Genomic DNA, 25,736 nt, shown 5'->3' with positions numbered 1-25,736 from the left:
GCAGCCGCGCGGGCAGGCCCGGTCACGCAACGAGTGCTTATCGGACGGCACCGAAAGAGACATTCCCGGATGGATATCACCGCAAAAGCCACGTGAATAGTAGATATTGGTGACTATGCTCACCAATCGGATGTCGTTGTTCCGTGTTCGGGAGTTCGTGCGCACACAGTGGACGAATGCCCGCGCCAGCCTGCGACGGGCGCTGGGGATCACCCTCGCGGCGCTCACCGCCGCCGCACTCGTGATCGTGCCGGCGTCTCCGGCATGGGCGGCGGTGATCGGGATCGACAAGTCGACGGTGGGCGTTCCCGCCGACGGTCTGGAGCCGGGCGGCTCGTTCAACTACGTCATCCGCGTCGACTGCACCTCGCTGGCCGAGGAGTGCCAGAACGTCACCGTCACCGACACCTTCCCCGAAGAGTTCGACATCGACCTCGTCCCGGGCACCTATACCTGGAGCGGCGGGCCCGACACCGACCCGCCGGGCGGGACGGTCTTCCCCGGCGTCGCGGCGTACACCTACACCTATGACGCCGACACCCGCGAGCTCACCGTGACGGTCCCGAGCGTCCCGGCGGGCAGTTCGACCTCGGTTCAGGTCAGCGCGTCCCTGCCCGCCGACACCGACGTGCCCGACGGGACGATCGTCCCCAACACCGCGTCGGTCGACGCCGACAACGCCGATCCGGACAGCGACGACGCCGCCGTCGAGGTGAACGTCCCGGTCGAGGTCGACACCGGCGCCACGAAGGACTGGGCCGACGGATCGGCCCTGGCGGCCTCCGACGAGGCCACCACCGTCACGCTCGGCATCGCCAACGCCTCAAGCGGCGCCGCCGAGGTCACGAGCATGACGCTCACCGACCAGACCACGGGCACGCCCGACGGGGACCCGTGGAACTACTTCGACCTCACCGACCTCGGCGAGGTCACCTACCCCGAAGGCGCCGACCAGGTGCAGGTCCTCTACTGCACCCTCCCGTACGCCCAGGAGTGCGGTGCCTGGACCGAGGGCGCGGTCCAGACCGGTTCGCCGTTGACTCCCGACGCGGGCATCGACCTGGCACAGGTCACCGGTCTCCAGTTCGTGTTCTCCGGTTCCACCGGCGACCCGATCCCCAACGACGCCAGCGGAAGCGTGGCCTTCGAGCTGACCCTGCGCGACAACGAGCGCGTCGACGGCACGACGCCGATCGAGCCGACCACGACCCAGACGGTCACGAACACCGCGACGCCGTCGGCGACCAACGACGAGGGCACCACCGAGGGCACCCCGGCCAGTGACGACTTCCAGATCGTGCCCAACATCGCCTCGGTCGACGTGAACAAACAGTGGGCCGCGGACGCCGACGGCGACTACGTGCCCGACGCACCGCCCACGCCGCCCGCCCAGCGGCGCTGGCCGGTCTCGGCGATGATCGACGTGGCCAACACCTCGGCGTTCCCGGTCGAGACGCTGACGGTCCGGGAGCCCTCGGTGTCCAACCCGCAGAGCGGGCTGGACTACATGGACGTCACCGAGGTGCGGCTGCGCTTCCCCGACGGAGCCGCGACCGCCCACACGACGATCACCTGCGAGGACGGCTCCACGGTCGAGCTCGACGACACCGCACCGCCGACGACCGTGGTCCACGACCGGCCCGGCGACTTCACCTGCCCCGCCGGCGGGCCCGACGACCCCTCGATGCAGGTCACCTCCATCGAGGTCGTCTACGCCAGCCCTCCCGGCGAGGCGACGATCGCGGTCGACACCAAGGCCGGCCTCGACGTCCACGGAACCCTCACCGGTAACGCCGTGCCCGGCGATTACAGCAACTGCGCCGACGGCTCCGCGGTCAACACCGGCAACGGCTCCACCACGGCCGTCGGCACCGGTTGCGCCATCCTGACCGTCGTCGACAAGCTTCAGCCGTCCGGTCCGGGCACCAAGACCGCCAGCCAGCGCGAGCTGCCCGAGGACACGCCGGTCGAGTACACGCTGACCTTCAACAACGACTCCGGGCAGGACCTGGCCGACTTCCACCTGATCGACCCGGCCTCGACGACCGGTGGCCTCTCCGACGACTCGCAGCCGTTCGCCTCGGTGCGCATCACCGAACTGACCGCCGACTGCGGGCCCAACGCCACGATCAACCTGCTGATCCCCAACGGCTCCGGCGGGTTCACCAGGGTGCCGCTGGACTCGGCGACCGACGCCGACTACGACGCCGCACGCGGGTTCGAGGTCGTCTCCGATCCGCTCCCGGCCGGCACGGTGTGCACGGTCGACGTCGAGGTCGTGCGCCGTGACGGCGTTCCCGACGGCGTGACCATTCCGAACTGCTACATCGTCCTGGCCGGTGGGCAGCCGGTGATCGACGGCGATGTCGACGCCTCGACCTCCTGCGGCCCGGACCTGATCACCAGCCCGCCCAACAGCGCGGCGAGCCTGCAGAAGTTCATCGAGCCGGGCACGGTCGACAAGCCCACCCCGGGCCTCGACCCGGAGCTCGCGGAGGTGAAGCTGCGCGTCGCCAACACCGGCAACACCCACCTGAAGTCGCTCATGGTCACCGACTTCGACGAGGACGGCGCGGGTTCGGACTTCTTCCGGTCCTTCGACTTCGTCGAGTTGGTGGGGGTGTCGTTCCCGCCGGGCTCGGACCTGGTCCAGGTCGACGTGTGCACCGACGGCTGCGCCGACGGTGACTGGATCAACGGGACGCCGACCTCGTCGAACACACCGCCGCTGCCGGGCGGGGTGAGCCCGGGCGACATTCAGGGCATCCGGGTGACCTTCACGTCGTCGGATCCCGCCCACGACGGATACAACCTCACGCCGGGGGAGAACTTCCCGGCCGGCGGGCCGTGCGTCCAGGCCTCGGTCTGCTTCACCGTCACCGCTCGCGAGACCGACCGGGAGACCGGTGAGCCCGTCCTGGGCACCTACACCGACACGGCCGACGCCCACGGGGAGGCACTCGGCAACCTCGGCGGCGGCTTCGACATCCCGCCGGTGGACGCCGACCTGACGGTCGTCGAGGGCACACCGGCCCTCGACGTCGAGAAGACCGTCGTCGGGCCCGCGGCCATCGCGCCGGGCCAGACCGCCTACTTCGACCTGACGATCCGCAACTCCGGCACGGCCGCGCTGCCCGACCTGGAGGTCTCCGACCCGGTCCCGCCGGAGCTGGAGTTCGACGAGACGGGCGTCAACGGCGAGCCCTACGCCATCGAGAGTTTCGACGTCCCCGACGGGACCACCCCGCCCGGGCCGGTGGTCTTCACCCCGGAGACCGACTCCAGCGGGCGAGTGACCCGGCTCGTCTGGGACTTCCCCGGCCGCTTCGAGGTCGGCAGCGTCCTGGTCATCCGCATCGGGATGAAGATGGCACCGGGCGTGGCGGCGGGGACGACCGCGGTCAACCCGATGGGCGCGGGGTCGTCGACGACCGACGACTTCGTCTGCAGTGACGTGCCGCCGGACGGCATCGTCGAGGGCGACCCGTTCCTGCCGGGCCTCAACTGCACCTCCGAGGCCGCGGTGACCACCCTGGCCGGTGCCTCGTTCAACGCCCGCAAGTGGGTCTCGGGCAACCCCGGCCTGGGGCTCTACGACACCGTCCGCGAGGAGTACGTGCCTCTGGACGATCCGATGTGTCCGCACCTCGACCGCGACGGGGTCTCCTACACCCGTTACCCGTGCGTCGCGCTGGTCTATCCGGGCGAGAACTTCAGCTTCCTCGCCCGCCTGACCAACAGCGGCACCTACCGCGCCGAGGACGCCAGACTCATCGACGAGCTTCCCTCTCCCGGCGACACCGGGGTCATCGACCCCGCCGACCGGGGCACGATGTGGGACATCGCGCCAACGCTGGTCGCCCCGCCGGTGGTCGCCGAACCCACCGACGGAAGCACCGCCACGACCACGCTCACCTACACCGAGGACGACGAACCCTGCTCGGATGACCTGCGTCCGCCCGACTCCTGCCCGGCGGGTGCCTGGACGGAACCGTTCGACCCGAACGCCACCGGCTTCCAGATGTACGCCGAGTTCACCGCTCCCGGTCTGGCGCCGGGTGGCACGATCGACGTCACCTGGGAGATGACCTCCCCGGCCGACCCCGGCGAGGCCGCCGACCCGTCGATCGCCTGGAACTCCTTCGGGCACAGCGAACTGATCGACACACCCGGCACCGAGACCCAGCTCGGCGCCGTCGAACCGCAGAAGACCGGCGTCGGACTCGTCTTCGGCAACGTGCGCATCGACAAGAAGGTGACGATCGAGCCGGGAGCCGAGGCGCCCGACGGTGACTACGAGCTCACCTACGAGTGCACGGTCACGCCGGACACCGGCGACCCGGTCGTCGTCCGCTCCGGGACGGCGGACTTCGGTCCCGACGACCCGTGGACGCTCACCGGCATTCCCGCGAACGCCACCTGCGTCATCTACGAGTCCGAGGCCAATGGCGCCGACAGCGACCACCCGGAGGGCGATCCGATCACCGTCGTGGTGCCGTGGAACGCCACGGCCGAACCCGCCGTCGACACCATCACCAACACCTTCCCGGCACCGCCGCCGACCCCGCAGCCGTCGGGCGACCCCACAGCGCCGGGGCCTGATGGGGGCGACGCACTTTCGACGACCGGTGGAAGTCACCCGGTCTCGATCCTGCTGGGCGCGATCGCGCTGCTGACCGGGCTGGCGCTGATCCTCCTCGCCCGGCGCAGGAGCGGCCGCACGGTGACACCGGGAGCATGACGACAGGCCCGGCCCGCCGGCAGATTCGGCGGGCCGGGCCAGTCTCTTTCGCGTGGGGCGGCCGCCGAGCCGGATATCGGGGCGAAAAGCTATGGATGAGCACTGTTCGCCGGGTAGATCCGCATATTCTGCGGGCTTGGGCACCGGCCTTCCGGATCGGTGCGGCGAGAGGAGCGGGACCGATGGGCGAGGCGAACTTCCCCTTCGAGGATGAGCAGGACTTCGCCGACGCGCGCCGCGGCCTCGTGGCGGCGGGCCCCGGCGTGGTCCGCGACGAGTCCGGCGAGGTCGTGTGGGACAACGACTCCTATGCCGCCTTTCTGGAAGGCGAGCGGCCCGATTCGGTGCACCCGAGCCTGTGGCGGCAGTCGAGGCTGGCATCGATCCAGGGCCTGTTCGAGGTCATCGAGGGGATCTATCAGGTCCGCGGCCTCGACCTGTCCAACATCTCCTTCATCGAAGGCGACACCGGCGTCATCGTGGTCGACCCGCTGCTGTCGGTGGAGACGGCCCGCACAGCCCTCCAGCTGTACCGCGAACACCGCGGGGACCGCCCGGTCACCGGGCTGATCTACACGCACAGCCACGTCGACCACTTCGGCGGCGCCAAGGGCGTGGTGTCCCGCGAGGACGTCGACTCCGGGCGCGTGCCCGTCATCGCTCCGGAGGGCTTCCTGGAGCACGCCATCTCCGAGAACGTGTTCGCGGGGACGGCCATGGCGCGCCGTGCCGGGTACATGTACGGAGCCGCCCTGACGCGCGGGATCGAGGGCGGCGTCGGCGCCGGGCTCGGGCAGACGACCTCGACCGGTTCGGTCAGCCTCATCCCGCCGACGGTGGAGATCACCACCACAGGCCAGGAACTGACCGTCGACGGCGTCCGCATGGTGTTCCAGATGGCACCGGGCACCGAGGCACCCGCCGAGATGCACTTCCTGTTCCCCGACCGGCGCGCGGTGTGCATGGCCGAGAACGCCACCCACACCCTCCACAATCTCCTCACCCTGCGCGGGGCACTGGTCCGCGACCCGCACATCTGGGCGCGCTACCTCACCGAGGCCATCGAGCTGTTCGCCGGCGAGGTCGACGTCGTCTTCGCCTCGCACCACTGGCCCACCTGGGGAAGCGAGAACATCCGCGAGTTCCTCGGCCTCCAGCGCGACCTCTACGCCTACCAGCACGACCAGACCCTCCGCCTGCTCAACAAGGGCTACACCGGCGGCGAGATCGCCGAGATGATCGAGCTGCCCCCGGCCCTGCGGAAGGCCTGGCACACCCACGGCTACTACGGGTCCATCAGTCACAACGTCAAAGCCGTCTACCAGCGCTACATGGGCTGGTACGACGGCAACCCGGCCCGGCTCTGGCAGCACCCGCCGCAGGAGGCCGCCGAACGCTACGTCGAGTTCATGGGCGGCGCCGACACCGTCGTTGAAAAGGCGGGGAGGTGCGCCGACGACGGCGACCTGCGCTGGGCCGCGCAGGTACTCGACCACGTCGTCTTCGCCGAACCCGGCCACACCAGGGCGCGGGCGCTGCTCGCCGACGTGCTCGAACGCCTGGGCTTCGGGTCCGAGAACGGCACCTGGCGCAACGTGTACCTGTCCGGGGCCACCGAACTGCGCGAGGGCAACTTCGGCACCCCGACCGTGCCCGCCTCCGGCGACGTGCTCGCCGAGTTGCCGCCGGAGATGTTCTTCGACGCCCTCGCCGTCCAGGTCGACGGACCGGGGTGCTGGGACGTCGATCTCGCCCTGGGCTGGCGTTTCCCCGACCACGACGCCGAGTACCGCACCACGCTTCGCAACGGCGTCTTCACCTATGTCCGCGACGGCGGCGGGGACGTGGCGGTGACCGTCACCGTTCCGCGAGCGGCCCTGGCGCTCCTCGCCACCGGCGACGTCGACGGTGCCGGGAAAGCGGGCCTCGTCCTCGACGGCGATGCCGCCGCGCTCGGGCGGCTGCTGTCGGTCCTCGACCCCGGTGACCCGGCCTTCAACATCATCGAGCCCTGAACCCGCCGGCGGGTCCGGTGGCAGGGCCGCGGCCCACCGTCGCGAACACGTTGAATGATCTTGCGGACACGCTCCGTCGAAAGCGCGCCGACTCCGTCCGGCGGCCGGCGGACTGCAGTAGATTCGACTCGGGCCGCGGACGTACGTCCTCATCGTGGACGCGGCCGCGACACGAAGGTCTCGACGGCTCGACGAAGTACGTCGGCGGGGTCGCCCGGCGTACCGGTAGGCGCCGCATATACTGCCGGACCCCACAGCGAGGTCTATGAGTGCTTCTGACAATCACCCCAGCGGTTCATGCCGACCGGGTGGAGATACGTCTCGAAGGCGAGCTCGATGTCGCCACTTCGAACTGCCTGCACACCCGGCTCGTCGAGCTGACCGAGACGGTGAGTCCGCCCCGGATCGTCCTCGACCTGACGGCACTGGCGTTCTGCGACAGCACCGGTCTGGGCGTGCTGGTCACCGCCGCCCACCGCTGCGCGGCCGCCGACGGTTGGCTCCGGCTCGACCATCCCAACCACGACGTGGCGCACCTGCTCACCATCACCGGGCTCACCGGGCTCACCGGCCTGACCGCCGAAGAGCACGAGCCCAGGTCAACGCAACTGATCCAGCACATCTGACCACCCGGTCAGATCCCCGCCCCCTCAGGGACGATCGACCGGATCACGTCACGCCGGTGCGGTGAACGCATCCGGCCGCATTCCTCATCCCTCTTGAGAGCTCCGTCCGGTACCTGGCGGCTACCGGCGGAGCTCGCGGCCTTTCATCGCGGGGGTGAGGTCGCGGCGACCCCTTCAGTACTGTCTTGCCGCACCGGGCGCAGCGAGTTTCCCGGCGGCGGCTCGGTAGCTTGCGCCCGTGGGTTATATGCCGAACGAACTGCTGAAGAGACTGGTCGGGGCGCGCTTGTACTCCGTGCAGTTCGTCATGGACTACGTGCAGCTCCGCTTCGACCGCGAGCGGTCCGACGAGATGCCGGTGCTCAACTGCTACGTCTTCCCAGCGGTCGTTCGCGGAGGGCGCGCACAACTGCCCGGGGAACTCGGCTGGGCCGACGCACTGGTCGGACTCATTCCGCAGATCGTGACCAGCACGAATGAGGGAACCGGAACGGGGATCGAGCTTTGGCTGGGCGACGATGCCGTTCGGCTTGGACCGCCGCGCGAACAGGCCGACACACCGGAGATGGCGGTCCTGTCCGGCTTCGATGACGGCCAATGGATGGTCTGGCGGGTCGGCGAGGACTCCTTTGAGGACCCCGCCTAGAACTGGCTGCTCTTGCCGTCTCCGCGTAACGGAACTGGACGGCGTAGTGGCGGCCTGCATGAACGTGCAGCTCTGGCATGCCCGCAGGCTGCCACAGCTGGCATGCCGGAGTCTGGCGAGCATCCGCTCAGTACCTAGGGTCTGTCCTGGTGATCATCTCCCGGTGTCCACAATGGTGTTGTGGTGCGTCGTGGTGAGTTGACTGATGCTGCGTGGCAGGGGACGCGAGCCGTTGCTTCCCAGACCGGGGACGTCTCGGGCCAGGTGGCGTTACGACGACGGGCAACCGGTGGAGTGGGTCATCAGCGTCGACTCGACGGTGGTGCGGGCGCATCAGCATGCGGCTGGTGCCCGCAAAAAGGGGGATCTACGGGGTCGTCGCCGCCCGCGCTGAACGGTGAGGCGATCGGCCGGTCGCGTGGCGGGTTGTCCACGAAGATCCACCTCGCGGCCGACGGCTGAGGCAGGCCGTTGTCGATCCTGCTGACACCTGGTCAGGCCGGGGACAACCCGATGCTGTTCCCGCTACTGGAAGCGATCGCCGTCGCCACGGGCAAGCCGGGGTGGCCCCGGCGGCGACCCGATCTGCTCCTGGCTGACAAGGGCTACGCCCACGACTCCACCCGTCGCCGCCTCCGGCGGCGCGGCATCCGCCATGTGATCCCCGAACGAGCCGACACGATCAACCGCCGCGCCGCGAAAGGCTCGCGCGGCGGGCGGCCACCGGTCTTCGACAAGACCGCCTACAAGCAGCGCAACGTCGTCGAACGAGCCTTCAACCGCCTGAAACAGTGGCGCGACCTGGCTACCCGATACGCCAAACGCGCATCCATCTACCAAGCCGGCCTCACCATCGCCGCCATCATGACCTGGCTCCCATGATCACCAGGCCAGACCCTAGTGCCGCCACCCCGCCGACCATTTGCGGGACAGCTCTCAGGCGGCCAGGGGCCCGAATACGAGGGTCCCCGGGGAATCGGCGTTGTCGCCGGCCCAGAACTCGAACCACAGGACGGCGAACTCCGAACGGGAGAGGCGGCCGTCGCCGTCGCCGTCGAGCATCGGGAAGATGGTGTCGGTGTCCGTGCTGACGCCGTTCCAGGCCTCGATCATCTGGCGGTACTCCTCCGCCGAGATCAGGCCGTCGCGGTTCTCGTCGATCGCCTCGAACATGGCGTCGGCGGTCGCGGTCACCGCTTGCGGCATCGCGGGCAGTTCGTCCACGACCATGAGGACCTCGTCGACCGTGACTTTGTTGTCGCGGTCGCGGTCGGAGGTGGTGAGCAGGGTCGTCCACCAGCCGAGCATGATCTCGGTCAGCCGCTCACTGTCGCCCGGACCCCGGATCCGCGACCAGCGCGCGGCCAGCGCGGCGAAGTCGCCCTCTTCGAGGAAACCGTCGCCGTTGGCGTCCATGGAGTTGAACACGCCGATGATTTTGCGTCGCTGCAGATCGCTCGCCATAAGGCAATGCTAGGGCGAATGCCGCAATGCTCCTATCACCCATTCGGGTGCCCAAAAGAGGGTGTGTCGCTACGAACCCGGGGAATGTATAAACAGTTTCACATTCGGCCGGGCGGCCTTTCCCTTTAGGGAACGCGGAGTCGCTTGAAAGGGATTCCCTTTCCTGCCTCCGTCCTAGGGGGTGTTTGCAAAGGGGTGGGATGATGGGTGGGTGATTCGTCGGTATGAGTTGTCGGATGCTGAGTGGGATGTGCTGGTGGGGTTGCTGCCGCCGGTGATGCAGGGTGGCCGGCCGCGGATGGACGACCGGCGGGTGTTGAACGGGATCGTGTGGAAGATCCGGTCGGGTGCGCCGTGGCGGGATGTCCCTGAGCGTTATGGCCCCTGGCGCAGTGTGTATGCGCGTTTCCGCAGGTGGGCGCTGGATGGGACGTTTCAGCGGCTGCTTGCGGGGTTGCAGGCCCGGGCTGATGCGCGTGGTGACCTCGACTGGCTGGTGAGCATCGATTCGACGATCACGCGTGCTCATCAGCACGCGGCTGGCGCTAAAGGGGGCGGAGTGATTCGGGCGAATCGGTTCACGCCATCGGACGATCCCGAGGCGGATTAACCACCAAGATCCACCTCGCCGCCGATGGGAACGGCCGCCTTCTGGCCTTCGTGCTCTCGGCGGGCAACGTCAATGACTGCACCCGCTTCGAGCAGGTCATGGGCGCTATTCGCGTCGCCCGCATCGGACCGGGGCGGCCCCGCACCCGACCCGATCACGTCATCGCCGACAAGGGCTACTCCACCCGCGCCATCCGGCGATACCTGCGCAGGCGCGGCATCGCCCACACCATTCCCGAAAGGCGTGACCAGCAGGCAGGACGCGCCCGCCGCGGCAGCCGCGGAGGCAGACCACCCGCCTTCAACCAGCACACCTACAAACATCGCAACGTCGTCGAACGCTGTTTCAACCGGCTGAAGCAATGGCGTGGCATCGCCACCAGGTACGACAAAACCCACCAGTCCTACCAGGCCGCCATCACCATCGCCGCCATCCACCAATGGCTACCACTCTTTGCAAACACGCCCTAAGGGGACGTGCCGGAGATGTCGGCCGGCGCGCTTGTCCGGGCGGCCGGCCCGAGCGGACGCGGCCGGCGAAAGGGCCGCGGGACGGCGGTCGGGGTGGTGGCGTCGACGGGTTCGCCAGGGCTGCTGGAACGTCATCGAAGTCCACTTCGGAAGAGCCCGCCGACCCGCAACGGCGTGGCGCGGGATGGCCCTGGGTGGCGATACTGCCCGGATGACAGCTGAACCCCACGACGGTACCCATCCCACGGCGCAGCCGGCCGCGCCGCAGAGCCAGACCGGGCCCCAAAGCCCCGCCGCGCCGCAAGCCCCGTTCACCCCTCCTGCCGCGCCGCTCCCGGCGCAGTCCGCTGCGACGGGCGAGTACTCCGCCGCGCCGGGCGCGCCGGCCCCCTATGTCGCCTCGCCTCCGCCGTTGGGGCTGTCGTCGTTGTGGCCGCACACCCTGGCGGTCACCGGCGTCTTCGCGATCCTGGTCGCAGTGTTCGCGCCGTTGGCCTCCAACGGTGACCCCGCCACGAACCTGCGCACGGTCGACCTGCCGTTCCTCACCCCGATCTTCGGGCTGGTGGTGCTGGTGTTCGCCACCGCCGCGATGTGCCACAACCCGCGCTTCCTCGGCTTCGGCCGCGCGACCGCGCCACTGCTGGGGCTGCTGCTGTCAGCGGCCGTCGGCGCGGAGATCTTCCAGTGGGGAGCCCAGGTTCCCAACCCCCAGACCGGGCTGGCCTACATGGTCGACGCGGGCATGTACTTCCTCATCGGCGGGATCCTGCTGCTGTCGTGGTCGGTCCTGCCCATGCGCCCCGCCACCCTCAACCGCTCTGACCAGCCCGCCGGGTAACGCGGCGGCCCCGGTCCGCGTTCGGCGCGTCACGCCCGGGCCGGGGCTCACGGTCCTCGCGATGGTTCCGGCTCGCCTCGAACGGCCTTGAACACGCCGACGGCCGTCCACACGGGAACGGCCGCCGCCACGGCGGTCGCGGCCAGGGCGATCAGCGTGGCGGTCCCGTAGGAGGCCGGATACGCGAGGCTCCAGCCGATGTAGGGCACGGCGAAGGCGGCGGCCGGGACGAGGGCCGCGGCGAGGAGCAGCAGGCCCCCGCGACGCGGCAGCGCGCGTCCTCGAAGGGTGAAGACCCCGTGGACGATGAGGACCGCGACCGTGAAGAACGCCGTCCACACCGGACCCATCGCGAGGGTGAGCCCGGCGACCGGGACCGTCAGGCCGAGCAGCGCCGCGGAAACGACGTTCCAGGCGTGCGCCGACGGCCGCCGGGAACGCGCCGTGACGACCGTGGTCGCGATCAGCACCGCCAGCGTGCCGAGGAGGGCGGCGAAGCCCAGTTCGGTCGACACCGCGCGGCCGAACGCCGCCAAGGGCAGAGGCCCGGCGTGGAAGGTCGACGGTCCGTACTCGCCGCCGAGGGCGTCGACGGCGACGCGGTGCCACGTCCCGTCGGGGGAGCGCACGGCCAGTCCTTCGACGCCGGTGGCGACGATGACCTCGTGGCCCCCGGGGGCCGTGTGCACCAGGATGTCCAACGCGGCCAGCAGATCGGGCCGGCCGTCGCGCGTGTCGAGATGGTGGCGTCGCAGCAGCCACTGCCGGCGTTCCGGCGGGATCTCCCAGGCGGTGCGCCAGGTCGCTCCGCCGTCGAGCGTCTCGTCGACGCCGAGCGCGTCCCCCTCGTGCAGGCGATAGCAGCGATCCGGGCGCCCGGGGACGCAGGCCGTCTCGTTTTGCAGGGCCTCGGCGGCTCCGGACCTCTCGTCCGCCAGCTGCGTCCAGTCCTGCACCCCCGGAAAGCCGCGCGTGACGCCGTAGGTGGTGTGCAGGCTGAGTTCTCCGGATGCCTCTTCGACGGCGAGCACGGCGTCGGGTGGGGGAGGCGCGGAGGTACCGGCGGTGGCCAGGACGGCCAGCGGTAGTGCGACGAACAGCCGCGCCCGCAGTGCCGCCGTTATGGAGACGGGAGGCGCCGAGCGGGCCAGCCGCCAAGCCCACCACGCCAGGCCGAGCGCGGGAAGGGCGAGCAGATCGGTGGGGTCCGCGAGGATCACCGACGGTCCCGACAGCGCACTCCACGACGCCGACGCGGCCGCCGCCCCCGACTCGCTCGCCTTGACCCAGGTGAAGCCGACGCCGGTGGTCACAACGGCGAGGACCGCGAGGAGGCCTGCGGGCAGGCGCGGCGCCAGGAGCCCGAGGGCGAGCGCGAGCAGAGCAGGGGCCGTCGCGAGGCCCGCGAGGTCGCTGAGCTTGCCGGTGACCACGCCCGGGAAGGCGGCCTTGAGGACGTGGTCGTTGACGAGCAGGACGAGGGCCGCGGTGATCGTCAGCGGGTGGGCGACCCAGCGGATGGCGATGCGCGTGGCGGGCATGGTTCGAGGATCGGGGACCGACGTCATCGGCACGTCACGATCGGGTTGCGAACCCGCACGGCCGGGAGGGGTCGCGCTCCTCACGGGCGTGGGAGGCGCGGTGGTCCGAGGCGGAGGGGCATCATCGACGCCATGGGTTTCGACGCGTTGCTGTGGTTGTCGTTCGGTGGACCGGAGGGTCCCGATGAGGTGATGCCGTTCCTGGAGAACGTCACCAGGGGGCGCGGGGTGCCGCGCGAGCGGCTGCTCGAAGTCGCCGAGCACTACCGGCACTTCGGCGGCGTGTCGCCGATCAACGCGCTGAACCGGGACGCGATCGCGGCCGTCGAGAAGCGGCTGGCCGCCGAGGGCGTGGCGCTGCCGGTCGTCTTCGGCAACCGCAACTGGCACCCCTTGGTCGAAGACGCCGTCGCCGGGCTGACCGCCGCCGGCGCGCGGCGGGTGCTGGTCTTCGCGACGAGCGCCTTCGGCGGGTACTCGGCATGCCGGCAGTACGACGAGGACATCGCGCGGGCGCGTGAGTCGATCGGCGGCGGGCCGGAGTTGGTCAAGCTGCGGCAGTTCTTCGACCACCCGCTGTTCGTCGGGGCCGTCGCCGACGCCGTGCGCGCGGCGCACGAGTCACTGGGCGTCGAGGGCGCGCGGACGGTGTTCACCGCGCACTCGGTCCCCGACGCCGCCGATCTCGCCTCCGGTCCGCCCGAGGAGGGCGGGCGCCGCTACTCGCGGCAGATCGCCGAGGCCGCCCGGCTGGTCGCCGCCGAGGCGGGCATCGGCGACTACGACGTGGTGTGGCAGTCGCGGTCGGGGCCGCCGCGCATCCCCTGGCTGGAGCCCGACATCGTCGACCACATCGACGCGCTGCACGAGGACGGCGTGCCGGGCGTTGTCGTCTCGCCGATCGGGTTCGTCTCCGACCACCTCGAAGTCGTGTGGGACCTCGACAACGAGGCCGCCGAGCGTGCCGCCGGGAACGGGATGCCCTTCGCCCGGGCCGCGAGCCCGGACACCGATCCCCGTTTCGCCGAGATGGTCGTGGAACTGGTGCGCGAGCACACCGACGGGGTGCCGGCGCGCAAGCTGTCGGACTTCCCGGCGGCGGGATGCACGGTGAACGGGGCGCCGTGCGCGGTCGGCTGCTGCGAACGGGTGGGGCGGCCGGGCGGGAAGTAGGGCGGGTTCGGACGGAGGCCGGAGGGGGTGTAGCTGTAGAGCACGCGCCCCAGCCCCTCGACAGCCGCCGCTCCGCCCCGCCCGTGCCGCCGGGCATAAGGTCGTCGGTGATCATCGCGGCACCGGCGCTCTCGTCCGGCCGCCGTGAGGTCGCATAGGATCGGCGCACGAGGCGAAGGGGGCGGGCATGGCGACATCGCGAGGAGCACGCCAGCCGACGATCAAGGAGGTCGCGAGCCGCGCGGGCGTGAGCCCGATGACCGCCTCGCGCACGCTGGCCGGCGGCCGTAACGTGCGCCCGGACCTCCAGGAACGCGTGATGGCGGCCGTGCGCGAGCTCGGCTACTACCGCAACGAGAACGCGCGCAGCCTCCGCCCGGGGCAGCCCAGCGGCCTGATCGGCATCGCGATCACCAACCTCGCCAACCCGTACTACGGCAGCTTCGCGCTCGGTGTCGAGGAGGTCGCCGCCGAGCACGGCCGGCGCATCATCCTCGGCAACACCGGTGAGGACGACGCGCGTGAGCGCCAGCTCGTCAGCGACTTCATCGGCCGCCAGGTCGACGGGCTCATCCTCGTCCCGACGGGCGGCGACGCGGCGCACCTGCGGCCGGAGCGGCTGGGCGACGTCCCGCTCGTGCTGGCTTCGCGCCGGGTCGCGGGCCTTGAGGTCGACACGGTGCTCCTCGACGACGTGGGCGGCGCCTACCGGGGCACGATCTCCCTGCTCGACGCCGGCCACACGCGCATCGGCTTCATCGGCAACCGCAGCTCGGTCTTCACCGGCGAGCGCCGCTACCGGGGGTACGAGCGGGCGATGACCGAGCGCGGCGCGCCGATCGACCCGGCGATCGTGGCCCGCGACCAGCAGGACGTGCCCGCGGCGAGTCTGGCCGCGCGGGCGATGCTCGACCTCGCCGACGCCCCGACGGCGATCTTCAGCGCGAACAACCGGAACACCATCGGTGCCCTTCGCGAGATCGGCCGGCGTATACGCGACGGTCTTCCCGGGCCGCACCCCTCGATCGTGAGCTTCGACGACTTCGAGCTCTCCGAGCTCATGCCGGTGCCCGTGACGATCATCAACCACGACGCGCGTCTGCTCGGCCGGGAGGCCGCGACGCTGCTGTTCTCAAGGCTCGACGACGACTCCGCCCGCGAGGCCAGGACCGTCGAGCTGCCCGTCACCATCGAATATCCCTGACGTCCGGACACCCGCCGATCAAGGGGGTTGCCAGCCCCTCCGTCAATTGGTAACGTTACCAATCGGCAAGATCGCCTACATGGAGACGACGCCGCGCGCGACACGGACGAGGAGGGAGACGGCGATGGAACTCTGCATCGACTTCGGTGGATCCGAGATCAAGCTCGGCGTCCTCGACAAGGGCGAGGCACTGCGCACCTCCACGGTTCCCACCGGCCCCGGCGACGTCGAGGAGACCGCCGCCGCCGCGCGCGCCCTGATCGCCGACGTCTCGCCGGCCGTGCCGCTCTCGGCGGGCATCGCGGTGCCCGGCGTCGTGGACCGTGCCGCCGGGCGCCTCGTGAAGGCGCACGACAAGCACCCCCGCCTCGGCGGCCTCGACCTGATCGCCTGGGCGCGGGAGTCGTTCGGCCTGGCCGCCGTCGTCGAGAACGACGCCCGGGCGGCCCTCGTCGGCGAGATCACCACCGGCTCGGCGGCGGGCGAGCGCAACGCCGTCCTGATGACCCTCGGCACCGGCATCGGCACCGCCGCCGTCATAGACGGCACCGTGCTGCGCGGCGCCCACGACCACGCGGGCATCCTCGGCGGCCACCTGACCGTCGACCTCGACGGCGAGCTGTGCAACTGCGGCAACGTCGGCTGCGCCGAGTCGATCGCAGGTGCCTGGGCCATCCGTCGCGACCTCGCGACCAGGGGAGACGCCGTCACCGACGTCAAGGAACTGGTCGCGGCGGCCGAAGCCGGCGACGCCCCCGCCGCCGCCCTCCTCGACCGTGCGGTCCGCGCCTGGGGCGCCACCGCCGTCTCGCTCTGCCACGCCTACGACCCCGACGTCGTCATCCTCTCCGGCGGAATCCTGCGCGCGGGCACAGCGGTCGCCGCGCCGATCGAGGCCTACGTCACCGAGCACCTCTGGACCAGCTCGCACCGCCCGGCCTTCGTCATCCCCGATCGACCCGATCTCTCGGTGCTGCGCGGACTGTCCGTCCTCGCGGCCGCAGACCATCCCAAAAGGAGCGCTCGTGTCCCCCGCTAGTCCATCCTCCAAGGTCCCGGCCGGCCGCTACGTCAAGCAGCCCACGGTGCCCCTTCCGGCCGACGCCCGTGTGCTCCCCGGCATCGAGGCGTGGGTCCGGGCCGCCGAGGTGGCGACCGACCGGGCGGAGGGCGGCACGCCGCTGCTCGCCGTCGACGCGTACCCGGGCGCGGACCTCCCGCTGATCGCCAAGGCGATCGCCGACGCGCTCCCGCGGTGGCGGATCGTCGACGTGGAAGAGGCCGCCGCGCTCCCCATCGCCGATATCGACGCGCTCATCGCCGACAACCTCACCGACGACCGCGTGTTCGGTGTCCTCTCGCACGCCACGGTCGACGCCTTCTACGACGCCGACCGTCTCGCCGCGACCGCCGCCGACGTCGCGTCGGACGACCGGCCGACCGTCCTGCTCGGCTGGGGCGCCGACCTCGTCGCCCGCCGCCTCGCGGCGCCGTACGCGCTCGTCCTGGCCGACATGGCCCGCTGGGAGCTCCAGCTGCGGCAGCGCGCCGGCGCGCCGAACTGGCGCGCGGGGAACCCCGAGGAGGACCGGCTGCGCAAGTACAAGCGCGGCTTCTTCGTGGAGTGGCGCGTCGCCGACCGGCACAAGCGGACCCTCTTCAGCCGGCTCGACTTCGTGCTCGACGCCAACGCCGTCGGGCCCGCCGAGCCGAGCACCCGCGTCGCGGGCATGATCACCGGTGATGCCTTCCGCGCCGCCATCACCGCCGCCGCGCACGCGCCGTTTCGCGTCGTGCCCTTCTTCGACCCCGGTGTGTGGGGCGGGCAGTGGATGAAGAGCAAGCTCGACCTCGACCCGGGGCAGCCGAACTACGCCTGGTGCTTCGACTGCGTGCCGGAGGAGAACTCGCTGCTCCTGGAGGACGCCGAGGGCGCGATCGTCGAGATCCCGTCGCTCGACCTCGTCTTCTCCGAGCCCAAGGCGCTCCTGGGGGAGCGGACCTACGCGCGCTTCGGCGCCGAGTTCCCCATCCGCTTCGACTTCCTCGACACGATGGAGGGCGGCAACCTCTCCCTCCAGGTGCACCCCCTCACCGACTACATCCAGCAGACCTTCGGCATGCACTACACGCAGGACGAGTCGTACTACATGCTCGACGCCGGCGAGGACGCCAAGGTCTACCTCGGATTCAAGGACGGCGTCGACAAGGACGCGATGATGGACGACCTGCGGGTCGCCGCCACCGGTGAGCGCCCCTTCGAGGCCGAGAAGTACGTCAACACCTTCCCCGCCAAGAAGCACGACCACTTCCTGATCCCGGCCGGGACGGTGCACAGCTCGGGCGCGAACTCGATGGTCCTGGAGATCTCGGCGACGCCCTTCATCTTCACCTTCAAGCTGTGGGACTGGGGCCGTCTCGGCCTCGACGGCGTGCCCCGCCCCGTGCACCTCGACCACGGCGAGAAGAACCTCGAGTGGTACCGCGACCGGGCCTGGACCGAGGCGAACCTCGTCGGGCAGGTCGAGGAGATCGCCACCGACGGCGACGTCGTCGAGGAGCGCACCGGGCTGCACGAGCTGGAGTTCATCGAGGTGCGCCGCCACTGGTTCTCCGAGCAGGCCGCGCACGACACCGAGGGCACCGTGAACGTGCTCAACCTCGTCGAGGGAGACGAGGTCGAGATCGTCAGCCCCACCGGTGCCTTCGAGCCCTACGAGATCCACTACGCCGAGACCTTCATCATCCCGGCGGCCGTCGGCCCGTACGTCATCCGGCGGACGGCGCGCTCGCGAAGCGAGCGGTTCGCGACGGTCAAGGCCTCGATCCGCGGCACGCGCGTCGGCGAGGCCTGACGCCGACGGCGGTGAGCGCCGGTCCCCCTGAGCAGACGTAGAACAAAGGAGTTCGAAATGAGATCAAGGAAGACCCTCCTCGGCATCAGCGCCGCCGTTGCCGCCTCCCTGGTGCTCGCAGCGTGCGGTGGCGGGGGCGACGACGACGGCGCGAAGACGGGCACGCTCGACTTCTACACGAACAAGGCAGCCTGGGAGCCCGACTTCGACGAGCTGAACGCGCAGAGCAAGACCGACGTCAGCATCGACCTGAACACCACCGGGTACTCCGACGCCGCCCAGTACGACGCCTTCATCCGGCAGTCCTTCCGCACCGACAAGAGCCCGGGCCTGTTCACCTGGCAGACCGGGACCTCGCTCGGTGAGCTCGTCGACGAGGGCCTGATCGCCGAGACGACCGACATCTGGACGAAGGCGGTCGACGAGGGCTGGATCGCCGAGGACATGAAGGACGCGTACACCTATGACGGCAAGCAGTACTGCGTCCCGATGAACATCGCCTACTGGGTGATGTACTACAACAAGAACATCTTCAAGGAGGAGGGCATCGAGGTGCCCACCACCTGGGCGGACCTCGACGCCGCCGCGGCGAAGCTGAAGGGTGCCGGCGTCACGCCGTACTACCAGACCAGCACGCTGTTCACGTTCCCTTGGTTCCAGCAGCTGGTGGCCGGTACCGACCCCGCGCTGTACAACGGGCTGGCGACCGGTGAGGTGAAGTACACCGACCCGCGGATCGTCGAGATCATGGAGACCTGGCGCGACCAGCAGGAAGCCGGCTGGTTCAGCGACGCGGGCAGCACCGTCGACCCGGCCGTCGGCCTCAAGCAGGGCGACTACGCGATGATCAACTTCGGGTCCTTCTTCAACGGCTCGCTGAACGGCGCCGGCATGGTCTCCGGGGAGGACTACGGGATGTTCGTGATCCCCGCGGTCAACCCGGCGCTCCCCACGACCCCCATCGCCGTCGAGTCCGGTCCGCTTTGCGTTGCCGAGAACTCCTCGCAGAAGACGCTCGGCATGTCCTACTCGGAGTGGTGGATGTCGCCCGAGGCGCAGACGGCGTGGAGCGCCGCGCGCGGTGACGTCGCCTTCAACCCGAAGGCCACCGTCGCCGACCCGATGCTCGAAGAGCTCGGCACCACCGTCTCCGGTGCGGGCTACGAGCGCTACGACCGGTTCTACGAGGCCACCCCGACGCCGATCCTGACCGTCGCGCTCGAACAGTTCGGCGCCTTCATCGCCAACCCGGGCGACCCGCTGCCGTTCCTTGAGGCGATCCAGGCCGAGGCGGACAAATACTGGGCAGACCAGGAGTAGCTCCCGATGACGTCCGACAAGACCCCGACGGTGAAGGCCGCAAGGCGGCGGGACACCTACCGCTGGTCGGCCCGGGGGTTCATCGCGCCCAGCGTGCTGCTGGTGGCGGTGCTCCTCTACCTGCCGCTGCTGTGGACGACGTTCCTCAGCTTCACCGACTACAACGGACTGGGCGATCCCGAGTGGATCGGCCTCGAGAACTACGCGGAGATGTTCGACGACCCGCAGTTCATGGGCTCCGTGCTCAACACGCTGCTGTGGGTCGGCGGCACCCTCCTCATCCCGGTGGGCATCGGGCTCGGGGTCGCCCTGCTCACCTGGAACCTCAAGGGCGGCATCTGGCTGCGGCTCCCGTTCCTCATCCCCTACGCCCTCTCGGGAATCGGGGTGGCGGTCATCTGGTCGTTCATCCTGGGCAGCGACGGCGCCCTCGACCAGGCGCTCGGCGCCTTCGGGATCGCCGACACCCCGCGCTGGCTCGTCGACTCCCCGCTCAACACGGTCGTGATGATCATCGCGATCGCCTGGCAGGGCGTCGGCGTGAACGCCCTGCTGTTCACCATCGGGCTCCAGTCGATCCCGAAGGAACCGCTGGAGGCGGCGAAGCTGGACGGCGCCACCGGACTGCGCCTGTTCCGCAGCATCCTGTGGCCGATGCTGCGGCCACTGACCGCGGTCGTCGTCGGCCTGTCGATCGTCGCGAGCCTGAAGACCTTCGACATCGTGCAGGGCATGACCAAGGGCGGGCCGGGACGCTCGTCCGAGACGCTCGCACTGACGATGTACAAGGAGACCTTCGTGAACAGCGAATACGGTCTCGGTTCGGCGATCGCGGTGTTCCTCACGGTCGTGACGCTCGCGGCCGCGATCCTCTACCTGCGCCAGCAGCTGTCCAGTAAGCACGAGGGCTGACCCATGTCACGAGTCATCCGCACCACCGTCCTCATCGTCCTCGGCCTCGTCTGGCTGCTCCCGGTCTACCTGCTGCTGATCAACGCGTCGAAGGCGCCGGAGGGCTTCACCTCCAAGGAGTCGTGGATCCCCACCGACTTCTCGCTGTTCTCGAACATCGGCGACGCCATGCGCCTGTCCGGGCTCGGCGAGAGCGTGCTGAGCACGCTCGTCTACGCCGTCGTCTCACCGACGATCGCGGTGCTGGTCGGCGCCGCCGCCGGCTTCGCGATCGTCGCGCTGCGGCTGCGCCACGGGTTCGCCTGGTTCGTGCTGATCTTCGGCGGGACGGTCTTCCCGATCCAGATGATCATCCTGCCGCTGTTCGACGCCTACTCCCGGGTCAGCCTCTTCGACACCCGGCTGGGCATGATCATCGTGTACACGGCGATCTCGATCCCCTTCTCGGCCTTCGTGATGCGCAACTTCTTCACCGGCATCGGGCACAACGTGTTCGAGGCGGCAGTACTCGACGGCGCCTCCACCTGGCGCATCTTCACCCGCGTGTACCTGCCCATGGCGTCGAGCGCCCTCGTCGCGATCTTCATCCTGCAGGCCACCTTCATCTGGAACGACCTGCTGCTCGGCCTGACCCTGAGCCAGTCCGACGACGTCCGGCCGATCGTGACCAGCCTCGCCGGCATGCAGAGCACCTACGGCGGCGCCCAGATGGCGACCGTGCTCGCCGGCGGCCTGCTCGTCTCGCTGCCGACGGTCGTCCTCTTCCTCTTCACGCAGAAGTTCTTCGCCCGCGGCCTCGCCCTCGGACAGTGACAGGAGCCCTCATGCAGCTCGTCCCCACCGTCGACGACCTGGCCGCCGACGCGGTCACGCACCACTACGACGACATGATCGCGCCGAGCGGACTCACGAACTTCCTCGGCACCGCCAGGGTCGACCACGACCTCACCGCGATCAGCGTCGTGGAGTTCCCGCCGGTGTCGCAAGGGCTCACCCGCACGGCGGCGTGCTTCGTCGACGGGCGGCTGGTCGAGTCCTACGGCGCCCCGATCACGCACGAATGGCGCCCCGACCGGGTGCGCCGCAGCGTTTCCCTGCCCGGCCTCGAACTGTCCACCCTCACGGTGTGCGCCCCCGGTGAGACTGCCGTGGCGATCGACGTCAGCGTCACCAATACCGGCCAGGAGCCCCGAACGGTGGCGGTGGCGCTGACGCTCGCCGCCGGGGTCACCCGCTCGTCGGAGGCGTGGCTCGACGCGGTGGCACCCGAAGAGCGCAACCGCGCCGCCCTCGGGCCTTCGCGCCTGGCCTTCGCCAACGAGACCCGCACCGCCTGGAGCGTGCAGGGCGTCGACACCGACGCCGACGTGCGCCTCTCCGGCGTCGCACCCGCCGCCGGCGAGCACGAGGTCGGCATCGGCGGCATCGAGCGGGGCGGAGAGGTGACCGTCCACCTCGACGTCGCGCCCGGCGCCACCGCGCGCTTCGGCTACGTCCACGCCATCGGCGCCTCCGAGGTCGAGGCGTCCGGCGTCTTCGACCGCGTCGCCGCCGACGTCCCCCGGACGGTCGCGGCGGCCGAGACACTGTGGAACGCGCAGCTGGAAGCGGCGTTCCGCCCCGGCAACGACGAGTTCTCCGGACACCTGCCCAAACTGGAGACCTCCTCGGCGGCACTGCGCCGCCTGTACTGGTGGGGCGTGCTCGGCGTCATCTGGTTCCGCCGCGACTTCGCCGGCAACGTCCTCGGACGCAGCTACGACACCCTGATGCCCAGCTACTGGGGCACCACGACCTTCATCTGGGACTACAGCCTCAGCTCCATCACCCACGCGCTGCTCGACCCCGAACCCATGAAGCGCCAGCTGAGGCACTGGATCGCCTCCGACATCCACACGCACTTCGGCACCTCCTCGCTCACCGGAGGGCCCGTCGGCCGCTGGTACTCGGTCAACGACTACGCGATGACGCGCCTGGTCAACGACTACGTCCGCTTCACCGGCGACACCGGCCTGCTCGACGAGACGCCGGGCGACCGCCCGGTCACCGAGCACCTGCGCGACTGGGCGCTGGCCTGGCGCTCGCTGCGCGGCTCCTCGCCGCTGGCCGACTACGGCGAGATCGACAACCTCCTGGAGTGCGTCAGCTCCTACACCCACGAGGTCGCCAGCCTCAACGCCGCCAACGTGTGGAACATGCGCACGGTCGCCGGGATCCTCGCCGGCCGCGGCGACGCCGAGGGGGCCGCCGAGCTCAAGGCCGAGGGCGACTCGCTCGTCAAGGCCGTCACCGACCTCTACCTGCCCGGCAAGGGCTACTTCGCCGCCCGGCAGCCCGACGGCACCCGCGTGCCCGTGCGCCACATCTACGACTTCAGCGTCGTCGGCACCACGATCGCCGAGGACCTGAGCGAACAGACGCGCGCCGAAATGGTGGACTTCTACGTCCGCGAGCTGCGGACCGAGACCTGGGTGCGCTCGCTGTCGCCGTGGGACCCCGACGCGAGCTTCAGCGTGCGCCCCGACCACCAGTGGAACGGCGCCTATCCCGCGTGGCCCGCCGACGCGGTGCGCTCGCTGGTCGCGCTCGGCGCGTCCTCCGTGGCCGCCGACTGGCTTCCGGGCCTCGCCCGCTCGGCCAACCAGGGCCCTCCCGGGCAGGGACACTTCACGGAGGAGGCCATGCCCACCGTCGCCGGCGGCGCGCGGAAGGCTCCTCCGCAGCTGCCGTACATCATCGACTGGGCCTGCTCCTCGGCCGGCGCCTACGTCGCCCTGGTGATCGAGTCGTTCTTCGGCGTCGACCCCGAGGTCGGCTCGGATCGGCTGGACACGTCGGGCGCCTGCGTCGCCGAACTCGACCCGAACGCGGTGCTGCGCGGCCTGCGGGTCGGGGATCGCCTGGTCGACGTGCACGCGGACGGCACCGTCACCGACGTGTCATGACGCGACCCTTGCGAAGCGTCCGGATCGAGCGCTCGATGATCCGCGGCGCCGTCGAGGTCGAGGAGACCGAGCGCGGTCTCGTCCCGCACCGGCTTGCGGAGTGGGCCAGGCGGCAGGTGCCGGACCGCTTCATGGTGCAGACGAGCGCGGAGAGCGCCGGCGTCCGGCTGGCGTTGCGCACGGCGGCCGACGTCGTCGAACTCGACGTGCGGGCACGGCGGCTCGCGGCGGACGCCGTCACCCCTCTGCCGCCGAGCGCGTACGAGATCACCGAGGGAGCGCAAGTCGTGGCGTCGGCGGCCGTCCCGGTCGGTTCGCGCTACCTGTTCACCTTCGAGCGGCCGAGCGGCGAGATCGCGCCCGGCCCGGACGGGACGGCGAGGTTCACCGGCCTCGGCACGGGCGCCGAGCGCGACCTGGAGCTGTGGCTGCCGTACCACGACCAGGTGGAGCTGCTGGACCTGCGCGCCGACGCCCCGATCACGCCCGCGCCCGAGCCGGCAGGGCTTCGCTGGCTGCACCACGGCAGCTCGATCAGCCACGGTTACCGGGCCGAGACGACCACCGGCACCTGGCCTGTGGTCGCGGCGCTTCGCGCCGGGGTGAGTCTGACGAACCTCTCGTTCAGCGGCAACGCCATGCTCGATCCGTTCACCGCGCGGACGATCCGCGACAGCCCCGCCGACCTCATCAGCCTCAAGATCGGCATCAACCTCGTCTCCGGTGACGTAATGCGGCTGCGCGTGTTTCGTCCGGCCCTCGAAGGATTCCTCGACACCATCCGCGACGGCCACCCGGACACGCCGGTCGTGCTGGTCTCACCGATCTGGTGCGCGCCCGTCGAGACCTCGGCGGGACCGACCGTCCAGGACCCCGACCGCGTCGAGGAGTGGTCCATCGCGGCGGGCAGCGAGGACGACGTCGAGGCGGGCAAGCTCTCGCTGCGCGTCGTCCGGGCCGCGACCGCCGCGATCGTGGACCGGCGCCGCGACCTCGGCGACCACCGACTGCACTACCAGGACGGACTGTCGCTGTACGGCGAGCGGGACGCCGCGGCCATGCCGCTGCCGGACAACCTGCATCCCGGCCCGGACGTACAGCGCCTGATCGGCGAGCGCTTCGCCGAGCAAGTCCTCGCCGCGTTCACCCCGCGCGGCGAGACACCAGGAGCGGCCCTCGCGGGCGCGCCCCGGATCCTGCAAAGGAGCAGACCATGACCCTCCGATCGATACCGCTGGGCCTCGCCGTCCTCACCGGACTCGCCGCAGCCGCGGTGCCGCTCGCCCCCGCGGTCGCGTCGTCCGGCTCCCGGGTCTCGGCCTCGGTGAACGAGGAACTCACCGAGCGCTTCGGCACCTACGGCGACACGGCGGGCCGCTGGACGGGCGCCGACTCGGCCTACAGCGTTCCGCTGCCCGACGGCACGACGGCGTGGCTGTACTCGGACACGTTCCTCGGCGAGGTCGACGCCGACCACGGCAGGCCGCTCGACTCCCCGTTCGTGCACAACTCGATCATCGTCGACGACGGCGGCGCGCTCACCACGTACACCGGTGGCACCGAGGCGGCGCCCGAGTCGCTGGCGAAGGTCGCCGGCGCCGACGAGACGCAGCGCTGGTACTGGTTCGGCGACGGGACGGTCGAGGGCGACTCCCTGCGCGTGATGCTGCTCGAGTTCGAGAAGACCGGCAGCGGGGTGTTCGACTTCAAGTTCACCGGCAACGCCGTGGCGACCTTCGACACCGACGACATGAGCCTCACCGGGATCACGACGCTGCCCGAGTCGGCGGTGAACTGGGGTTCGGCTGTCTACGAGGACCCCCGCGACGGGTACACCTACGTTTTCGGCGTCGAGGACCTGCAGAGCCAGAAGTTCGCGCACATCGCCCGCGTGCCCAGCGGCTCGCTGACCACGGGCGCCTGGGAGTACCTGGCCGAGGGGCAGTGGCAGGGCGACCCGAGCGCGTCGAGCCGGGTCCTCGAAGGCGTTTCCAACGAGTTCAGCGTCTCCCGCTACCAGGGGAAGTTCACGCTCGTCACCGGCGACGCCACCGAGGCGCTCAGCGCCGAGATCGTGATGTACCGCAGCCCGAACATCGAAGGGCCCTACACGGGCAAGACCGTGCTGTACCAGACGCCCGAGACCAGCGGGAACGTGTTCGCGTACAACGCCAAGGCGCACCCGCAGCTGGGCGACCGCGACCACCTGCTGGTGACCTACAACGTGAACAGCTTCAACACGGATGACCTGTACCAGGAGGTCGACAACTACCGTCCTCGCTACGTCGACGTGCGCGTGAAGATCCGCGACTGCTGATCGCGCGCGTTCGAAGAGCGGTGAGGTGACGCGCCTTCGGCCCGAATCGGGGCCGG

The 25,736-nt window shown here is 70.2% G+C and carries 17 protein-coding genes and 2 pseudogenes; 17 read left to right on the top strand and 2 right to left on the bottom strand.

Translation table 11 applies throughout. The features are described from left to right. Positions 1–115: 115 nt before the first annotated feature. The 5 genes and pseudogenes from AB0I28_RS36700 to AB0I28_RS36680 all read left to right on the top strand — a co-directional run bounded on the left by AB0I28_RS36700 (position 116) and on the right by AB0I28_RS36680 (position 8,910). Entirely contained in the window at positions 116–4,741 is a 4,626-nt protein-coding gene (locus AB0I28_RS36700; protein WP_357500578.1) for a DUF5979 domain-containing protein, read from the top strand. Between the two features lie 182 nt (positions 4,742–4,923). Further along, positions 4,924–6,756 (top strand): alkyl sulfatase dimerization domain-containing protein, encoded by a 1,833-nt coding sequence (locus tag AB0I28_RS36695; RefSeq protein ID WP_357500575.1) that lies wholly within the window; start codon positions 4,924–4,926, stop codon positions 6,754–6,756. A 269-nt stretch (positions 6,757–7,025) separates the two neighbouring features. Continuing rightward, positions 7,026–7,382, top strand: coding sequence for an STAS domain-containing protein (locus AB0I28_RS36690; RefSeq protein ID WP_357500573.1), 357 nt, complete (start codon positions 7,026–7,028; stop codon positions 7,380–7,382). Between the two features lie 238 nt (positions 7,383–7,620). Further along, positions 7,621–8,028 (top strand): hypothetical protein, encoded by a 408-nt coding sequence (locus AB0I28_RS36685; protein WP_357500572.1) that lies wholly within the window; start codon positions 7,621–7,623, stop codon positions 8,026–8,028. A 183-nt stretch (positions 8,029–8,211) separates the two neighbouring features. Next, positions 8,212–8,910, top strand: a pseudogene (locus AB0I28_RS36680) (IS5 family transposase). Between the two features lie 54 nt (positions 8,911–8,964). On the opposite strand, the gene AB0I28_RS36675 reads toward AB0I28_RS36680, so the two are convergent. Continuing rightward, positions 8,965–9,492 carry an EF-hand domain-containing protein gene (locus AB0I28_RS36675; protein ID WP_357500570.1) on the bottom strand — a complete coding sequence of 176 codons (528 nt, stop codon included), beginning with the start codon at positions 9,490–9,492 and terminating at the stop codon, positions 8,965–8,967. Between the two features lie 214 nt (positions 9,493–9,706). Here AB0I28_RS36675 and AB0I28_RS36670 point away from each other — a divergent pair. Together AB0I28_RS36670 and AB0I28_RS36665 are read left to right on the top strand one after the other, a co-directional pair. Further along, positions 9,707–10,572, top strand: a pseudogene (locus tag AB0I28_RS36670) (IS5 family transposase). A gap of 211 nt (positions 10,573–10,783) precedes the next feature. Continuing rightward, positions 10,784–11,413 (top strand): hypothetical protein, encoded by a 630-nt coding sequence (locus AB0I28_RS36665; protein ID WP_357500568.1) that lies wholly within the window; start codon positions 10,784–10,786, stop codon positions 11,411–11,413. Positions 11,414–11,460: 47 nt separating this feature from the next. On the opposite strand, the gene AB0I28_RS36660 is transcribed toward AB0I28_RS36665, so the two are convergent. After that, positions 11,461–12,954, bottom strand: coding sequence for a hypothetical protein (locus tag AB0I28_RS36660; protein ID WP_357500566.1), 1,494 nt, complete (start codon positions 12,952–12,954; stop codon positions 11,461–11,463). A gap of 132 nt (positions 12,955–13,086) precedes the next feature. Here AB0I28_RS36660 and AB0I28_RS36655 point away from each other — a divergent pair, with 132 nt between their 5' ends. The 10 genes from AB0I28_RS36655 to AB0I28_RS36610 all read left to right on the top strand — a co-directional run bounded on the left by AB0I28_RS36655 (position 13,087) and on the right by AB0I28_RS36610 (position 25,680). Continuing rightward, positions 13,087–14,127: a ferrochelatase gene (locus tag AB0I28_RS36655; protein WP_357500564.1), complete on the top strand. Its 1,041-nt coding sequence runs from the start codon at positions 13,087–13,089 to the stop codon at positions 14,125–14,127. Positions 14,128–14,314: 187 nt separating this feature from the next. After that, complete coding sequence (locus tag AB0I28_RS36650) at positions 14,315–15,331, top strand: LacI family DNA-binding transcriptional regulator (RefSeq protein WP_357500562.1); 1,017 nt, start codon at positions 14,315–14,317, stop codon at positions 15,329–15,331. 124 nt (positions 15,332–15,455) lie between these two features. Next, positions 15,456–16,370, top strand: coding sequence for an ROK family protein (locus AB0I28_RS36645; protein ID WP_357500560.1), 915 nt, complete (start codon positions 15,456–15,458; stop codon positions 16,368–16,370). After that, entirely contained in the window at positions 16,357–18,186 is a 1,830-nt protein-coding gene (locus tag AB0I28_RS36640; RefSeq protein WP_357500558.1) for a class I mannose-6-phosphate isomerase, read from the top strand. The genes AB0I28_RS36645 and AB0I28_RS36640 overlap by 14 nt, the downstream gene beginning before the upstream one ends. 57 nt (positions 18,187–18,243) lie before the next feature. After that, entirely contained in the window at positions 18,244–19,506 is a 1,263-nt protein-coding gene (locus tag AB0I28_RS36635; protein WP_357500556.1) for an extracellular solute-binding protein, read from the top strand. A gap of 6 nt (positions 19,507–19,512) precedes the next feature. Further along, positions 19,513–20,418, top strand: coding sequence for a sugar ABC transporter permease (locus AB0I28_RS36630; protein WP_357500554.1), 906 nt, complete (start codon positions 19,513–19,515; stop codon positions 20,416–20,418). A gap of 3 nt (positions 20,419–20,421) precedes the next feature. Beyond that, positions 20,422–21,231, top strand: a complete 810-nt coding sequence (locus AB0I28_RS36625; protein WP_357500552.1) for a carbohydrate ABC transporter permease — start codon at positions 20,422–20,424, stop codon at positions 21,229–21,231. Between the two features lie 11 nt (positions 21,232–21,242). Next, positions 21,243–23,363: a hypothetical protein gene (locus tag AB0I28_RS36620; RefSeq protein WP_357500550.1), complete on the top strand. Its 2,121-nt coding sequence runs from the start codon at positions 21,243–21,245 to the stop codon at positions 23,361–23,363. After that, a complete protein-coding gene (locus AB0I28_RS36615; RefSeq protein ID WP_357500548.1) occupies positions 23,360–24,580 on the top strand; it encodes a GDSL-type esterase/lipase family protein in 1,221 nt (406 codons plus the stop codon). Before AB0I28_RS36620 ends, AB0I28_RS36615 begins: the two co-directional genes overlap by 4 nt. After that, positions 24,577–25,680 carry a DUF4185 domain-containing protein gene (locus AB0I28_RS36610; protein ID WP_357500546.1) on the top strand — a complete coding sequence of 368 codons (1,104 nt, stop codon included), beginning with the start codon at positions 24,577–24,579 and terminating at the stop codon, positions 25,678–25,680. Before AB0I28_RS36615 ends, AB0I28_RS36610 begins: the two co-directional genes overlap by 4 nt. The last annotated feature ends 56 nt before the right edge of the window (positions 25,681–25,736 follow it).

It is taken from the genome of Phytomonospora sp. NPDC050363 (assembly GCF_040655735.1).
Taxonomy (GTDB): Bacteria; Actinomycetota; Actinomycetes; order Mycobacteriales; family Micromonosporaceae; genus Phytomonospora.
The sequence above is the reverse complement of the archived record's forward strand: the minus strand, read 5'-3'. Positions and strand labels throughout refer to the sequence as shown.

Bases quoted from the DNA above. Each gene is read 5' to 3' on its own strand.
- AB0I28_RS36700 (WP_357500578.1), top strand. From the start codon at position 116: ATGCTCACCAATCGGATGTCGTTGTTCCGTGTTCGGGAGTTCGTGCGC.
- AB0I28_RS36695 (WP_357500575.1), top strand. From the start codon at position 4,924: ATGGGCGAGGCGAACTTCCCCTTCGAGGATGAGCAGGACTTCGCCGAC.
- AB0I28_RS36675 (WP_357500570.1), bottom strand. From the start codon at position 9,492: ATGGCGAGCGATCTGCAGCGACGCAAAATCATCGGCGTGTTCAACTCC.
- AB0I28_RS36665 (WP_357500568.1), top strand. From the start codon at position 10,784: ATGACAGCTGAACCCCACGACGGTACCCATCCCACGGCGCAGCCGGCC.
- AB0I28_RS36660 (WP_357500566.1), bottom strand. From the start codon at position 12,954: ATGCCCGCCACGCGCATCGCCATCCGCTGGGTCGCCCACCCGCTGACG.
- AB0I28_RS36655 (WP_357500564.1), top strand. From the start codon at position 13,087: ATGGGTTTCGACGCGTTGCTGTGGTTGTCGTTCGGTGGACCGGAGGGT.
- AB0I28_RS36650 (WP_357500562.1), top strand. From the start codon at position 14,315: ATGGCGACATCGCGAGGAGCACGCCAGCCGACGATCAAGGAGGTCGCG.
- AB0I28_RS36645 (WP_357500560.1), top strand. From the start codon at position 15,456: ATGGAACTCTGCATCGACTTCGGTGGATCCGAGATCAAGCTCGGCGTC.
- AB0I28_RS36635 (WP_357500556.1), top strand. From the start codon at position 18,244: ATGAGATCAAGGAAGACCCTCCTCGGCATCAGCGCCGCCGTTGCCGCC.
- AB0I28_RS36630 (WP_357500554.1), top strand. From the start codon at position 19,513: ATGACGTCCGACAAGACCCCGACGGTGAAGGCCGCAAGGCGGCGGGAC.
- AB0I28_RS36625 (WP_357500552.1), top strand. From the start codon at position 20,422: ATGTCACGAGTCATCCGCACCACCGTCCTCATCGTCCTCGGCCTCGTC.
- AB0I28_RS36620 (WP_357500550.1), top strand. From the start codon at position 21,243: ATGCAGCTCGTCCCCACCGTCGACGACCTGGCCGCCGACGCGGTCACG.
- AB0I28_RS36615 (WP_357500548.1), top strand. From the start codon at position 23,360: ATGACGCGACCCTTGCGAAGCGTCCGGATCGAGCGCTCGATGATCCGC.
- AB0I28_RS36610 (WP_357500546.1), top strand. From the start codon at position 24,577: ATGACCCTCCGATCGATACCGCTGGGCCTCGCCGTCCTCACCGGACTC.